Source organism: Novosphingobium malaysiense (assembly GCF_000802225.1).
Lineage (GTDB): Bacteria > Pseudomonadota > Alphaproteobacteria > Sphingomonadales > Sphingomonadaceae > Novosphingobium > Novosphingobium malaysiense.
On record NZ_JTDI01000005.1, the window covers coordinates 240533 to 254943 of the forward strand.

At 60.6% G+C, this 14411-nt stretch carries 16 protein-coding genes; 9 read left to right on the forward strand and 7 right to left on the reverse strand.

Annotated features, from left to right (window positions below):
- Positions 1 to 9: 9 nt before the first annotated feature.
- The 4 genes from LK12_RS16835 to LK12_RS16850 all read right to left on the reverse strand — a co-directional run bounded on the left by LK12_RS16835 (position 10) and on the right by LK12_RS16850 (position 2707).
- Entirely contained in the window at positions 10 to 903 is an 894-nt protein-coding gene (locus LK12_RS16835; protein ID WP_197063566.1) for a nuclear transport factor 2 family protein, read from the reverse strand.
- A 100-nt stretch (positions 904 to 1003) separates the two neighbouring features.
- Complete coding sequence (locus tag LK12_RS16840) at positions 1004 to 1414, reverse strand: PaaI family thioesterase (RefSeq protein WP_039286481.1); 411 nt, start codon at positions 1412 to 1414, stop codon at positions 1004 to 1006.
- 9 nt (positions 1415 to 1423) lie between these two features.
- A complete protein-coding gene (locus tag LK12_RS16845) occupies positions 1424 to 1855 on the reverse strand; it encodes a PaaI family thioesterase (RefSeq protein ID WP_052223521.1) in 432 nt (143 codons plus the stop codon).
- Between the two features lie 45 nt (positions 1856 to 1900).
- Positions 1901 to 2707 (reverse strand): IclR family transcriptional regulator, encoded by an 807-nt coding sequence (locus LK12_RS16850; protein ID WP_197063567.1) that lies wholly within the window; start codon positions 2705 to 2707, stop codon positions 1901 to 1903.
- Positions 2708 to 3047: 340 nt separating this feature from the next.
- On the opposite strand from LK12_RS16850, the gene LK12_RS16855 reads away from it, so the two are divergent.
- The 4 genes from LK12_RS16855 (at position 3048) to LK12_RS16870 (ending at position 7191) form a co-directional block, all read left to right on the forward strand.
- Positions 3048 to 4220: an LLM class flavin-dependent oxidoreductase gene (locus LK12_RS16855; protein ID WP_039286485.1), complete on the forward strand. Its 1173-nt coding sequence runs from the start codon at positions 3048 to 3050 to the stop codon at positions 4218 to 4220.
- A 36-nt stretch (positions 4221 to 4256) separates the two neighbouring features.
- Positions 4257 to 4715, forward strand: a complete 459-nt coding sequence (locus tag LK12_RS16860; protein ID WP_052223522.1) for a VOC family protein — start codon at positions 4257 to 4259, stop codon at positions 4713 to 4715.
- Positions 4716 to 4832: 117 nt separating this feature from the next.
- On the forward strand, positions 4833 to 6464 hold the full coding sequence (locus LK12_RS23920) for an AMP-binding protein (protein WP_052223523.1): 1632 nt from the start codon (positions 4833 to 4835) through the stop codon (positions 6462 to 6464).
- On the forward strand, positions 6445 to 7191 hold the full coding sequence (locus tag LK12_RS16870) for an enoyl-CoA hydratase/isomerase family protein (protein WP_052223524.1): 747 nt from the start codon (positions 6445 to 6447) through the stop codon (positions 7189 to 7191). Before LK12_RS23920 ends, LK12_RS16870 begins: the two co-directional genes overlap by 20 nt.
- A gap of 51 nt (positions 7192 to 7242) precedes the next feature.
- Here LK12_RS16870 and LK12_RS16875 read toward each other — a convergent pair whose 3' ends face one another.
- The gene (locus LK12_RS16875; protein WP_082010586.1) at positions 7243 to 8025 is read right to left on the reverse strand and encodes a dienelactone hydrolase family protein; all 783 of its coding nucleotides are present in this window, start codon (positions 8023 to 8025) and stop codon (positions 7243 to 7245) included.
- 110 nt (positions 8026 to 8135) lie between these two features.
- On the opposite strand from LK12_RS16875, the gene LK12_RS16880 reads away from it, so the two are divergent.
- From LK12_RS16880 to LK12_RS24700, 4 genes are all read left to right on the forward strand, one after another.
- On the forward strand, positions 8136 to 8423 hold the full coding sequence (locus LK12_RS16880) for a putative quinol monooxygenase (protein WP_039286489.1): 288 nt from the start codon (positions 8136 to 8138) through the stop codon (positions 8421 to 8423).
- A gap of 55 nt (positions 8424 to 8478) precedes the next feature.
- Positions 8479 to 8811, forward strand: a complete 333-nt coding sequence (locus LK12_RS16885; RefSeq protein WP_039286491.1) for a putative quinol monooxygenase — start codon at positions 8479 to 8481, stop codon at positions 8809 to 8811.
- Entirely contained in the window at positions 8811 to 9491 is a 681-nt protein-coding gene (locus tag LK12_RS16890; RefSeq protein WP_039286493.1) for a glutathione S-transferase family protein, read from the forward strand. Before LK12_RS16885 ends, LK12_RS16890 begins: the two co-directional genes overlap by 1 nt.
- Before the next feature lie 134 nt (positions 9492 to 9625).
- Complete coding sequence (locus tag LK12_RS24700; protein ID WP_156135529.1) at positions 9626 to 9766, forward strand: hypothetical protein; 141 nt, start codon at positions 9626 to 9628, stop codon at positions 9764 to 9766.
- A 167-nt stretch (positions 9767 to 9933) separates the two neighbouring features.
- Here LK12_RS24700 and LK12_RS16895 read toward each other — a convergent pair whose 3' ends face one another.
- Together LK12_RS16895 and LK12_RS16900 are read right to left on the reverse strand one after the other, a co-directional pair.
- Positions 9934 to 11445 (reverse strand): S10 family serine carboxypeptidase-like protein, encoded by a 1512-nt coding sequence (locus tag LK12_RS16895; RefSeq protein WP_082010617.1) that lies wholly within the window; start codon positions 11443 to 11445, stop codon positions 9934 to 9936.
- Between the two features lie 8 nt (positions 11446 to 11453).
- Positions 11454 to 12728: an aminotransferase class V-fold PLP-dependent enzyme gene (locus LK12_RS16900; protein WP_039286495.1), complete on the reverse strand. Its 1275-nt coding sequence runs from the start codon at positions 12726 to 12728 to the stop codon at positions 11454 to 11456.
- A gap of 192 nt (positions 12729 to 12920) precedes the next feature.
- On the opposite strand from LK12_RS16900, the gene LK12_RS16905 reads away from it, so the two are divergent.
- Positions 12921 to 14375: a S10 family serine carboxypeptidase-like protein gene (locus tag LK12_RS16905; RefSeq protein ID WP_231568393.1), complete on the forward strand. Its 1455-nt coding sequence runs from the start codon at positions 12921 to 12923 to the stop codon at positions 14373 to 14375.
- Positions 14376 to 14411: the final 36 nt, after the last annotated feature.

Consider the following 14411-nt stretch of genomic DNA (forward strand, 5'->3'; position numbering starts at 1 on the left):
AATTGCCGCCTAACCTTCGGGGTAGCCCTTGTGAGACCGGGGGTCGGGTCCGACCCCCTCCGGCCAGAACGCCAGGCCCATTTTCTTGCCAGCAGAGGGAGAGAGCGCTTCCATGGCCTTGCCGAAACCGAGCACCGCCTCGAATTTTCCGTTCTCGTCGACGGCATATACCACGGCAGTCCGGTATTGCCGGCGCTCGCCCGCTTCGGGTTCGACGACCCACAATTCCTCGGCGAATACAAACCAGTCGGTCACCTGCCGGTTGAGGATCGAGACGTGCACGGGATTGAGCGCTGCGTGGCACTTGCAGACGAAATCGGCCGCGGCCGGTGCGCTCTGCAGGTTCACGATCTCCCCGCCCTCGGTGCTGGAACGGTAATCGCGCTGCGCCCAGATGCAGTCGGGTGTCAGTGATGCAGACAGGGCTGCCGCATCGCCGCGGCAAACGGCGTCCAACAGATCCTCGTGCATCTGGAGGTTGCGCAGCGAGCGGTCGGGCAGAAGCTCTCCGTCCGTCTCGACCGGAGGCGTAGGCGGATAGTATCGTTGCCAGGCATACTCGCCGGTGATGCCGTTCTCGTCGTCGGTAACGAACATCGTCACCGTCTGCACTGTCTTGAACTCGCCACTCTGTACCCAGAGACGTGTCGGGACGTTTTCGACGAAGACGTACCAGTCTGTCGCCCTCTGCGACAGCAGACGGCTGGCCTGCGGAGCGGCATTCTCGACCGACCCCTTGTACATCGTGTCGATATCGTCGCGGCCCGAAAGCACCGTGACCATGCCGGGTTGCAGCATCATGGCGAAATGCGGGTGTGCCCCGATCGTGTCCATGACGCCGACCATGCGGGTGCCATACTCGCTGCGGATGTGGCGCTCGGCTTTCATGATGCTTCGCAGCATCGGTTCCGTCAGGTCTTGTGATGACATCTTCAATCCTCTCCACTTGCGTCCCTGTATTGACGGGGCCCACGACTTTTCGCGTCACCCTTCACGGGACGGGTTACTCGGCGGTCCTGGGCGCGAGAGCGACGTTGACGACCGCAGTGGCGACCGGCTTGTCGGGGGTGTCCTGCCATACCGTCGCGGCGACGTTCGCAAGGCGCCGTCCCGCCTTGACCACGGTCGCGGAAGCGAACGTACGTCCCTCTCCAGCGGCGCGAAGAAATTGAATTGTGGAATTGAGCGGCGTCAGGCTGACCGGTCCATGTTCAGAGCGCAATTCCGCGTCGAGAGATGCAATCGCCGTGACTTCCAGCAGGGTGCTGACCGCGCCGCCGTGCAACATGCCCGGATTGCCGCAAATTTCAGGTTTGTAATCAATACCCAGGACTGGCGAGCCAGTCTCCCAGCGGTCGATCCCGATGCCGATGGTCTGCGCATATGTCGGCAAGTGTAGTTCGAGGTTGGCCATGTCCGTTCCTCACAAAAGCATGAAAGTTGCAGTGACGTGGCACACCGGGTCTTCCGGAGTCTCGTCGTAGGCGATGCCCCGGGTCAGCGCGGTCGAGGCGTTCCACTTGAAGCATTCGCTTCGGCAGATGATTGTCGAACGCGGTTTGGCGGGCCGTAGATAATCGGCGCGCAGGTCCAGTGTGACCTGCGGCAGGAACCCGCCACGCTGCAGGTAGATCGAGGTACCGGCGGTGTTGTCCAGCAGAGTCATAATCGCACCGGTCGCCATCGAACCCGCCGCAGGATCGTCCACGAACGCTTCCGACCATGGCATGGCAAGTTCGATCCACTCGGGGGAATGTGCGTGGTAACGAATGCCGAGAAGTGCGTTATTTCCCTTGTCGGCCAGAAACTCATCCAGCTCAGAGGGAACGAACTTCCATTCAGCGTCGCTGGTCAAAACGATCTCTCCTGTCCTGTGCTTGGGGCAATATGCCGGCCTGGCTCATCTGTGAGCCTCCCTACGACCGTGGTGACCAAGGCTGTTTGAAATGCCATGTGCCGCTTCCAGCACCATCGAGCGAAGCGTGGTCTCCTCGCCCATCATGCGTGAGGTCGGCCCTGCCATGATTAGCGCACCGACGACCTCGTTCGAACTGTCGCGTACGGGAGCGGCCATCCCCGTGATGCCCTGGATCATTTGGTCGGCAACGCAGGAAAAATCTTCTTCGCGGGTCTTGCGGATCAGCTCGAATAGCGCGTCCGGGTCCGTTTGCGTTTGAGGATTTATCTGATTGAGTGGCGCCGTTTTCAGATACTGACGTACCTCCTCATCCGACATGGCAGCCAGTAGAACGCGCCCGCCGGCAGTGCAGTACAGCTGACTCCTGTCGCCGATGCCCACCGAGATCCGGATGGCGCTGCGGCTTTCCACAACGCCCACATAAGTCATGACCGGCGGGTCTTCTCCGGTCGTGATGCCGTAGAGGACGGTTTCCCCCGAGCGGTTGCTCAGGGCGTTCATGCCTTGCCGTACATAATCGCCCATGTGCAGGCGCTGTCGTGCCGACAGCACCTGGTTCGCCAGTTCGAATGCGCTGCCCCCCAGCCGATATGTGCCATCGGAAAAAACTATGTAGTTCATGTCGACGAGACCGCGCAGCAGGCCGATCAGACTAGTTTTCGGCGTGGCAAGCCGACGGCTGAGCTCGGCAAGGCCGATCGGCTGTTCTGCGAGGCTCAGGACCTTCAATATCTGCAGTACACGGGAAACGGACAGCGGCGCTTTGCCGCTGACAGCTTTGGTCGTCATGTTGGACATATCCTGTAGAAACTTCCCTCATTCACCGCGCAGCGGGTCGTTCAGCTCCACACGGTTTGGCTTCCCTAGCACCTGTCTTGCATCGTGCCGCAATGGGATCCGTGCGGGCTTCTTGCCTTCCCGTTCAAAAACACCTATAAGAACACATATACGAATAATGTTCGAATATGCGAATATAGGTTGCATGTCAAGGCTGGGATGTTGAGGCGCCGAACAGGATCGCAGAACGGGTCTCGATCAGGCCATGGTGAAACCGCAAGGGCGGTACGCAGCCGTCAGCATTTGCACCGGACATGAGATTGAACGGGATGAGGCAGGAATAGGGCAGGACATGAAGGTAAATCTCGGCATTGCATCGCAAAATTCCGCGGACTGGCAGCGTATTATCGATGGTGACCTGGACAGCCGCCCGAAGACCGCCGACTGGCGCATCGTCGAACAGGCGCTGGCGCTCGGCGATCTGGCCGAGCCGCTTGGCTATGACGGTATCTGGGTGCCCGAACATTTTGGCACGCCCTACGGAATGACGCCCAATCCGCTTCAGCTGCTCTCCTATTTTGCCGGAAGGACGGAGCGTATCAGCTTCGGAACGCAGATCGTGGTGGTGCCGTGGTGGAATCCGGTGCGTCTGATCCACCAGATCTGCTACCTCGATATCATCTCCAACGGCCGTTACGAGACGATCGGGTTGGGCCGTGGCGTGGCCAAGAGCGAGTTCGACTCGCTTGGTATCCCGCGTGAGACGAGCATGAAGCGGTTCGAGGAAACGATCGAAATCCTGGAGCTGGCCTTCTCGCAGGACCGGTTCTCCTACGAGGGTGAGATCTTCAAAATTCCCGAGACGGAAATTCGCCCCGCGCCGAAAAGCTCCGACCTGTTCTCGCGGCTCTACGGCGCTTCGGCTACCGGGCCTTCGCTGGAAATGATCTCGCGCAAGGGGGTCAAGCCGCTGTTCGTGGGTAACAAGCCGCTCAGCGAAGCGGCCAAGGATGTGCGCAAGGTCAATACCATGCGCCAGGAGGTAGGGCTGCCGCCTTGCCAGCCCAAGAATATCCTGTTCACCTTCTGCGTTTCGAGCAAGGAAGAAGCCGCGAAGGCCGACGAATATCTTGCCACGGCCAATCGAGACGTGGCGTTGGCCTATGGCCTCAATGATCCTTCGAACTTCGCCGGCGTGAAGGGCTATGAAAGCTATGCCGACAGAGCCAGCAGCGCCACTGCTCCGGGCGAGGCCGCGAAGGAAACTAACAAGCCCGCCCCCAAGGGATACGATCAATCAAACCTGATGATCGGAACGCCCGAAACGATCATCGAACGCATCATCGAGAACCAGAAGGCCTGCTCGTTCTCGGAAATTACGTTGATGCCGCAGTTCGGTACCATGCCCTACGAGGAGGCGGCCGAGAGCGTGAAGTTGTTCGCGAAGGAAGTGCTGCCGGTTGTCCACAAAATGGATGCGCCGCTGCATGCTGCGGCTCTGCCCGACCAGAAGCTGCGCGCTTGACGGTGCGATCTGACTGGAATTCGAGGGGAGGTGCACTTGGCTAACCATCAGGAGTCGGACGAGGTCGATCCGAAACTTTGGGTCTGGGGCGAGGATGAACAGACCCCGCGATTGCTGCATACCATGCTGCGCGTAACCGATTTCGCGGAATCGCTGCGCTTCTATTGCGACACCCTCGGAATGAAGGTCCTGGACCGCTTCGACGTGGAATCCCGCCGCGCTACGGGAATGTTCGTTGGATATGGAAATTATCGCCAGTCGGCCTTGCTGGAGCTGACCCAGAAATGGGATGTCGACCGATACGAGCATGGCGAGGCCTTCGGACATGTCGCGATCGGAGTTGCGGATCTGGAAGACGTCGTGCGCAGGATCGAGGATGCGGGTTACGAAATTGCGGACCAGCCCAAGGTCCTGATGGCCGGCGGTCCGAAAGTGGCGTTTGCGAAGGATCCAGATGGCTTCTTCGTCGAACTTATTCAGATCCAGCGGGATTGAATTGGGGGCAATGCGCGTTGCCGTGCACCTTCCGCTGGATGATGTCCTCAATGGGAGGCTGACAGTGCCTGTCTCAGTCACCGCTCAGCCGATCCTCGCCGAGATTGCCGTGAGACGATGACCAGTTTCCACGACTTGCTGCGAACTTCGGCGGAGCGCCATGTCGATCGCCCGGCCATCCGGTTCGACGATCAGGTTATGTCCTATGCGCAGTTGCTGTCGCGGGCCGAAGCGTTCGCGTCCGGCTTCGCAACCCGCGGTATCGCAGCAGACTGCCGGCTCGCGCTCATCATGGACAACTCGCTCGAGTGTATACTGGTGTGGCTGGCAAGCACTTTGACGGGCTGCACCGATATACCGATCAATCCTCAATATCGCGGTGACTTGCTGCAATATCTACTGGAGGATAGCGAAGCGACAGCGGTGGTCTGCGACGCGCACTATCTGTCCGGATTGCTGGAAGTCGCGCCACGCCTTCCCGGCTTGAAGCAGATCATCGTGAATGGAGATCTGCTCGACACGCCGCGATCCCGGCTGCCCGTGAATTCGCTGGCGGATTGTGAAAGCGGCACGCAATTCGAGGGACCTTCCAGCGCGGGCGAGCGCGTTATCCTCTACACTTCCGGAACGACCGGACCGTCGAAAGGCGTGATCCACACGCAACGCTCGATGCTGAACCTGGCGCGATACAACGCGTCTGTGCTCGATTATCGAACCGAAGACAGGTTGCTCAACTTCTTCCCGCTCTTTCATCAAAATGCGCGATATACCGGCGTGGTGCCGGCCCTGTGCGCAGGCGCTAGCATTCGCATCGAAAGAAAGCTCAGCACCAGCAGGTTCTGGGAGATCTGCAACCGGGACGGGGTAACGGCATTCAATTATCTCGGATCGGTTCTTCGGATGATCCTCAACGCCACCGATCCGGACTTGCGCAAGGGAATGCATACCGTGAACCGCGCGTTCGGTGCCGGTGCTCCGCCGGCTGCATGGTCCGAATTCGAGGACCGTCTGGGCATCCGGCTGTTCGAAACCTACGGGCTGAGCGAAGCCCCGATGGCAACGATCAACATTCCGGGCCCGGATCGCTGTCCGGTAGGGTCGGCCGGCCGGGCGAGCGACCTTTTCGAGGTGCGCGTGTTCGACGAAGCCGACAACGATCTACCGGCCGGCGAAACCGGCGAATTCGTGCTGCGCCCCCGTCGCCCCGACATCTTCATGCTCGGATACCACAACAAGGCGGAAGCGACCGTCGCGGCCCTGCAGAACCTTTGGTTCCACACAGGCGATCGCGGATATCTATCGAGCCAGGGACATCTCTATTTCGAAGAGCGCAGCAAGGATTCCATCCGCAGGCGCGGCGAAAACATTTCGGCCTGGGAAGTGGAAAGCGTGATCGAGAAACATCCGGCCGTCGCCGAAGCCGCAGTTTACGGCCTTGCGGCTGCCGACAACGAGGAGGACGTCGCCGCCAGCATTGTGTGCTCGGATCGCGAAGCCGATCTTGAGGCCATTCACAGTTTCGCGAGCAAACGTCTGCCGGGATATGCCGTTCCCACCCTCATGCGCGTCGTCGACGACCTGCCGCGTACGCCTACTGCCAAGGTGAAGAAGGACGAATTGCGGGCTCTTCCCCGTGATGCCTACACGGCATTCCGTCTCGGCAGTCCTCCAGAGGGCTTGGATGCCTGCACCGCGTCATCCCCAATACTGCATACTGAAAGGAAGCGGAATGAAGCTGAACAGCGATGACCGCATTGTCATGAATGTTGCGGATCGCGTGGCTTATGTCACCATTTGCCGCCCCGAAGCGAAGAACGCACTGACCAAGTCCATGTATGCGGCGGTGCGCGACGCATGTCTTGCCGCTCAGGCAGATGATGGCGTCGATGCCGTTGTTCTGAAGGGGGTAGGGGGAGCTTTTGCCGTTGGCGGGGACCTTAAGGAAATGCTCGATGCGCTCCGTTCCGACCCTAGCAAGTTGCTCGATTACGAGGACTACCTGCCTTTCGAGACCGTGCGCACGCTTAACAAGCCGACGGTGGCCTGCATCGACGGTCTGTGTATTGGCGGCGGCCTGACGATGGCGCTTATGTGCGATTGCCTGATTGCGAGCGACCGTTCACGTTTTGCCATACCGGAAGCCAAGGTCGGGATCGTGGACGGCCACCTGCCACGCTTGCTGCGCGAAATGATTTCTCCGGCAAAGCTGCGGTATTGGATGTATACCGGGACCATGTTCGACGCCGCAGAAGCTCAGGCTTCAGGGCTGCTCAGCAAGGTGGTGCCGGCCGACGATCTGGAATCTGAGCTTGCGAAGCTGCTGCGCGATTTGAAGGCCAGCTCTATCGAGGCGATCCGTCACCTGAAAGTCGTCCTGAATGAAACACGCCCCCTGTCCCCCATGACCGACGCGTATCTGACGATGCTTCAACCGCATGTGCGTGAACGGCTGGAGGCATTTGCCGGCAAAAGCTAGGCGCAGACACAACCTGTGTCGGTGGTGTGTCGGCCCCGTCGATAACAGAGCTCAATCAGTGAAGGCCTCGGCGAACAGAAGCTGCATCGCTTGCCACGAACGCTGATCCGCCTGCTCATTGTAATGGCATCCGGGAACCCCGAAGGCTTCTGCGTCGGGGTTGGTGAAACTGTGCCCCACGCCCGACAGCAACAGCATCTGTGCATCCACGCCATTGTCGGTGAGATTGTCCATGAAGGTGTCGCGAGCATCGCGCGGCACCAGAGGATCACGGTCGCCAAGGCAAACGAGAACCTTTCCCTTGATCTTGGCGGCATCGGACGGATCACTCATCTTTAACCCCGAGTGAAATCCTACCGTCGCGAGCAAGTCGGCCCCCGACCTGGCCAGTTCGAGCGCTGCCTGCCCGCCGAAGCAAAACCCAATTGCAGCGAGCTTGCCGGAATCAACCGAAGGCAATGCGCAAAGGGCATCCAGGGCTGCGCGGCAACGACGGCGCAACTTGCTTATGTCGCCTGACAATTCGCCGATATGGGTGGAAGCCTGCTGCATGTTCTCGACCGGACCGCCGAAGAAATCCGGCGCAAAGGCAACATATCCCGATGCAGCCAGCAAATCGGCCTTGGCCCGCGCATGGGGCCCCAGGCCTGCGGCTTCGTGAAGGACAACGATCCCGGGCGCCCTTTTTTCCGCCGATCCGTCTGCAAGGTAACCGGCATAAGTGACGCCGTCACAATCGTAGGTCAGTTCGTTTGGCAAGGTCTCGGTCCCCTTTTTCGTAAAGCCGCCCAGTATCAAGCGATGCCCCAAGAAGTGAGTTGACTGGCAGGGCATCGTGAGCGAACATCAACGCCGTTCGTATATACATACAGTATATGTATATACGACCATTGTAGAGGATGTCGGCGTGCGTGGCAAACCGCTCCGGCATGAGGAGAGCGATAATGGCAATCGGTGGATTTGTGCGGTTGATTCCCAAGGCTGGCAAGGAAGACGAACTGATGGAGCGGCTACTCGACGTCGCCGAGGATGTTCGAAAGGAACCGGGAAATCTCGTTACTTACGTGCTGCGCGACAAGGAGAACCGCCGCGATGTCCTGATGTTCGAACTATTCGCGGATCAGGCGGCGATCGTTGCACATCGCGAAGCCGAGCACTCGATCAAGAAGGGGCCCGCGATTCACGCCATCCTCGAAACACCGATGCAGGTGCAATGGCTGGAGACCCCCTGACTCGCGAGCCAGCCTTTTTCCGGACTAGAGAATTCAGCGTTAGCGGGAGAACATCGTGTCCTTTGGGTTCATCCTCGATTTTACCGCCAAACGGGGCTCGGCCGACGAAATGCGGTCCCGATTGCTTGATGCAGTCGCAATGTCGCGTACCGAACCAGGTAACTTGCTATGCCTGTTGATGGAAGATCCCGAGGATACGCATCGGTTCACGATCTTCGAAATCTACCGCGATGAAAAGGCGATCAAGGCTCACCAGGCGGCAGCCTACACGAAAGAGAGCGCGCCCATCATTCACTCGCTGTTCGCAAAGCCGATGGAGGTAACGCGGCTCAACACCGTGAACTGGCCTGCCACAAAGCGCGTTACGTTCGACGAAGGAGCAGGCTGATGCCAGAACTGACCCTCTATTCCAAGCAATCGTGCCCCTATGTGCAGCGGGCCATGATCGCGCTCGGCGAGAAAGACGCCGTTTACCGGATTGTCTATGTCGATACCGCCGAAAAGCCCGACTGGTTCATGCAGATTTCGCCCTCGGGCAAAGTCCCGGTCCTGAAAATCTCCCAGACCGGGAAACCGGATGCCTCGATATTCGAGAGCTCGGTGATCCTGGAATATATAGAGGAGGGGCTGCCGGGACCCAAGCTTCACCCAGACGACCCTGTCGAACGGGCGCAGGCACGTAGCTGGATGGAATTCGGATCCGCCATGTTGCCGGAGCTTTACAGTATCTGGATTGCAAGGGCCGAAGATGACTTCGTTGCAGCGCGCGACAAGGTGGCTGCAAAGTTCGCGTACTTAGCGAAAAGCCTGGGCGTCGGCCCATACTTTCATGGCAATCGTTTCGGCTGCGTCGATGTGATCTTCGCTCCCTTGTTCAACAGGCTCGAGGTGTTCGAGTCTCTGGCTGCGATCGACTTGCTCAGACCCTATCCGAAAGTCATGGCATGGAGTGCCGCACTCGCAGACCGTGCAAGCGTGAGGCAATCCATGCCGAAAAATCACGCCGAAACGCTGCTCAATGCGCTCAATCTGACGGAAGGATACGCCATGCAGCGCCTTCTTCCCTGATCTGGCGATACGGAGCCCTTTGGGATTTGTGGCTGCAAGACCATCGAGGAACAGCCATTCGCCGCGCATCGCGAATTTCGCCGCCTGGAAACGAATTGCGGTTGAATTGACAGCTCGGCGGGACGCGGTCGGCAATGCCTAATCTCCTTAACGGGCAGGCGGGGCTTTCCGCCGACGCACTGATGTGCATGCAGTCGGCCTGGGAACTCGACAAGGCGCGCGAGCACGAGGACGAGATCCCGACCGCGAATTCGTCTTTGAGCCCTGCCACTTGATGCGGCCTGCTAGGGAACGGTTTGGCGCCAGCGGCGCGACATACGTGGCGAGCTTCTTATCCCGCTACCGACTGCTTCGATGTAGTCGGAAGCGCGCAGGTCATGTCGGAAAATTTCGGTCGGGAAGAGGAACTGCTATGGTAATGCGCGCTGGCGAGCGACACTTCCTATCGACCGAGTGTCCGTGCCCACGATCGCATATCGGCGGCGAGGCGGGCGAGTTCGGCCTCATCCTCGAACACCGAATGGCCGGCGGCATAGGCTTTCGACGTGCGACGATCCGGTCCGATTCCGGCATGATCGAGCGCGAACTGGCCGGCTGCGACAGGGGTGGTGATGTCGTAGTATCCGCCCACCGTCATCAGCTTCATTGCCGGCTTCTGCTTAAGGGCCTGGACCAGATACGGAGTGAAGCGCGCATCGCTATAGCCCCGCCCGCGTCCCCAATCCCATTTGAAATTGATGCCGAGATTGAGCGTGCGATAGGGGCTGGGCAGCGGATACTTCAGATCCTTGTTGATATAGTCTGCAATCAATGAACCTTTCTCGGCGCCGAGGGTCATCGAGGGATCGTCGAATGGCGGATGCATGTTCGACTTGGCGATTTCCCGCGTCGCCCGCCCATCGAGCTGGCCGGTGCGCAAGCCTTTGTCGGCGAGAAGCCCGAGCATGAAGGTGTGCCGGTCGATCTGTAGCCCCGATTGCTCCAGCTGCGCGGCAGGCAATCCGATCAACGTTGAAAGCCGCGCCGCGATCCGGGCTCGTTCGACCGGCTTGAGCGATGCGCCCGCGATCAGGGCCTTGGCGTAATCGCCTTCGGCAAACTGGCGGGCCTCGGCGAAATACTGTTCGACGGTCATTCCCCTGCGGTCGACCGCATCGTGATACCAGGCGACGGCGGCAAGCGTGGGCAGCAATTCCACGTCCGAGATAATCGGACCGCTGGTGTCGCCGATGGCAAGCGATAATAGCGCAACGCCGTCGGGTAGCGGGAGCTTGGTCTTGGTCTCGGCGCCCAACATCGCCAGCGCGCGGGCGGTCCCGTAACTTTCTCCGACCAGCGCGAAGGGCGAGGTCGTGCGATGATTGGCCTCACGCCAGCGCTGCACGACGTCGGCCACGGCCCGCGCATCGCCCTCGACCGAGAACAGGCTGGACGTATCGGCGCCCGTTATGGGCATGCTTACGCCCGTGCCCGGGGGATCGATGAACACCAGGTCGGCGACATCCAGCAGGCTGTAGGGGTTGTCCGCCAGGTGCGGGGGCGCGCCCTGCTTTTCCGCAATCCGCACCGGACCAAAAGCGGAAAGGTGCAGGGGCGAGGAGGAGGCGCCGGGGCCGCCGTTGAATATAAAGAGTACCGGCCTCTCGCCCTCGTCCGACGCTGGCTTGGCGACATAGGCATACGTGACCACGACCGCCGCGGTTTCGTCCTTGTCGTTGGTAACCGGCATCTCGCTCACGATCGCGTCGTAGGAGATCTTCCTGCCGGCAATCCTGGCGGCGTGTTGCGTAACGACTACCTCGTCGCTCGCGGCATCGCGACCGACCATCGGTTCCATGGCTTTCAGGAAGACCGGCGGCATAGGCAGGGTCGCGTCTTGCGCCAGAGCTTGCGAGGCAGGCACGGTGGCAAGAGCCAGAGCGAAGGCACTGGCGCGCAGAATGGTAGAGCGCATGGGGCGGATCATTCCGGTTTTTGAAGCGGGAGGGCGTCGATCAGTTTTTCGATGTCATCCATCGAATTGAACCACGAAGGACAGATGCGGAAGCGGTTGCGGCTGAGCGTGATGCTTACGCCCGCCCGATCGAGCGGTTCGGAAAGCTGCTTGTGGGCGTCTGGCATCACGCACGTGAACAGCGGGCTGCGGCAGTCGCGCGGGGTGGCGACGCGATAGCCTTTCGCCGGCAAGGCCTCGTGCAGGCGCCTGAGCATGGGCAGGCGATGGGCGACGATGTTTTCGACACCGAGTTCGAGCAGTCGGGGAAGCGACCAGTCGAGCAGAGCCATGACGCCGTGCGAGCGCGTGCCCATTGCGAACATGCCTTCGGCATCGTCGCGGGGCGTTATGTCGGCGATCGTCTCGCCCGGCGGATCGTACGGATAGACGTGCGGTTCGAAGCCCGCGATCTGGTAGTAGCCATATTGCGGGCGTCTGAGCGGCGCGAGGCGGTCGGGCCGGACATAGAGAAAGCCCAGTCCGAAATCCCCCATCAGCCATTTGTAGGACGCGCAGGACGCGAAATCGACGCCGCTCGCCTTCACGTCGATCGGCACCGTACCGGCAGCGTGGATGATGTCCGCATAGACCAGCGCACCGCGGGCGTGGGCGATTTCGCAAATGCGCGCGAGATCATGTTCGAAACCGTTATAGGTCGAAACCAGCGACAGGCTTACCAGTCGGGTATCGGGCCCGATCGCCTTCTCGTAGGCGTCCGGATCGATCTTCCCGTCGACGGGACGGATCCAACGCACGTCGACGCCCTGCCTGGCAAGTTGCTCGTAGAGCCAGAACGATCCGAAGAAATGCAGCGTATCGGTAACGACGCTGCCCCCGGCCGCCGGCAGGTCTACTGCGTCGACAACGAGTTGTTCGCCAGCCGTCGTGCTTTGCACGAAGGCCAGGTCTTCCGGTGCGGCGTTTATCAGCCGTGCAAATGCGGCCTTGGTTCGCATCACCATGTCGTGGCTCGACACGATCCGGCCTTCGGCGCGCTCCTGGGTATAGGCGTCCAGCGAAGCCTTGGCCGGTAGCGGTATCGGGTGCATCGTGCCGGAATTGAGGTAGGTGGTCGTCATGGGGGCGAAGTCACCGGCGCGCGCCAGCGAACCGGTGGTCGCGGATGCGGAGGCCAGTGTGTTGCCCACCATGGCTGGAGCGAGGGGCAAGAGCGCCGATCCGCGCAGTACGGTCCTGCGGGAAAGGCCTTGCGAGCGGCGCGAATCGGATCGCTGGATCATTTACGCATCCTAGACAAAGCTTGACGCATAAGAATTGCGGATTTTCATCCCGCTGTCGCTGATCGTGCCTCGATTGCCCGGTTTGCCGTATGGGCCTTTCGCGCGATGTGCATAAATATGCCTCGCGTGATCGGTTAGGGTGAGGCGCAAAGTTGTTCTGAAAGGCCAGCGATGTTTCCCTCTCCCCGTTTCGTGCTCAGCCTTGTCCTTCCGCTTATCGCGCTTGCGGCCTGTCAGCATGTGGAGGCAGGGGGCGAGGCGGCGGCTGCGGCTGCGGCATGTCCGGAAGGCGCCGTGGGCACGCAGATGCAGCTTGCGACGGCGCAGGAGGACATTGCCTATCGTGCCTGCGCCGGAACTTTGGCTGTCGCCGATGAAAAAGGCGCAAAGGAAGCCGACCTGTTCTACACCGCATACCTTGCGCCCGGATCGCAGCAGCGCCCGATAGCCTTCATATGGAACGGCGGGCCCGGTTCGGATTCCCGGCTTCTGCAGTTTCATGCCCTGGGCCCCAAGACGCTGCACGGCACGGAGCTTGCCGACAACCCCGAAAGCCCGATCGCTTCGGCCGACCTGATCTTCCTTGATCCCGCCGGGACCGGCTTCAGCCGGGCGGCATCCGATGAGGCGGCCAGGCGGCTCTATTCGACCACTGGCGACATCGCCGCGACGGCACAGTTCATTCGGAAGTTCCTCAAGGCCGAAGGTCGTTCGTCCTCCCCGGTCTATCTGGTCGGCGAAAGCTTCGGCACGTGGCGCGCTGCGGGCGTTGCGGAAGCGCTGGTCGATACCGGTCAGCCGGTGGCGGGTATCGCGCTGATCTCCGGAGGCATTCCCAGGGGCGAGGAACATGACCGCGCATTGATGCGGGCGTTCACTTTGCCCAACCGCACGGCGACCGCGCTGGCGCTGGGCAAGCTCAATGCAAGGCTGTCGTCTCATCCCGAGGCGACCCTTGAAGTTGCCGAGGACTGGGCCCGCAAGGCCTGGTATCCGGCACTCGCCGACCCCGAAGCGCTTGATGACGAGGCAAGGGCGGAGATCGTGGCGGGGCTGTCCCTCTACATGGGGATCTCCCCGGACCAGATAGATGCCAAGACCCTCTGGGTTTCGCCGCGCGATTTCCGCAAGAGCCTGCTCGCCGATCAGGGCAAGACGCTCGGCATTTTCGACATGCGGCGCACCGATGACGAGGAGGACGTTCAGGCGGGAGCCGACGCGATCATCGGCTGGTATCGCCACACGCTTGGCTACACGCGCGGACAATACGCCGGAATAGACGTGCCAGCGCTGCCAGTTGGACGAAATTGGCAGTATGATCAGGCGCCGATCACCAAGGCATCACTGGCCCGGGCGATGGCGGGCGAGGGGCCGCCCAGTCCCTCCCGACCCTGGGTCCTGCACGCCTTGACCAAGGACCCGACAATGCGCGTCTTCGTGGCTACCGGCCTTTACGATTCGCTGAATGGCTGTTTCTCAAACCGCGCGGCTGCGCAGGACTTTCCTCCCGCGCTGGCGGCCAGGATAGCGACGCATTGCTATCGGGGCGGCCACATGATGTACGAGGTGCCGGAAGTGGGCCGACAATTTGCCGAAGACCTCTCTTCCTTCTTTGGCAATTCACGCGATTCGCGAAACCGAGAATAAAAAATGTGCCTCAGGATTGGATAGCGCCGTTTCAAT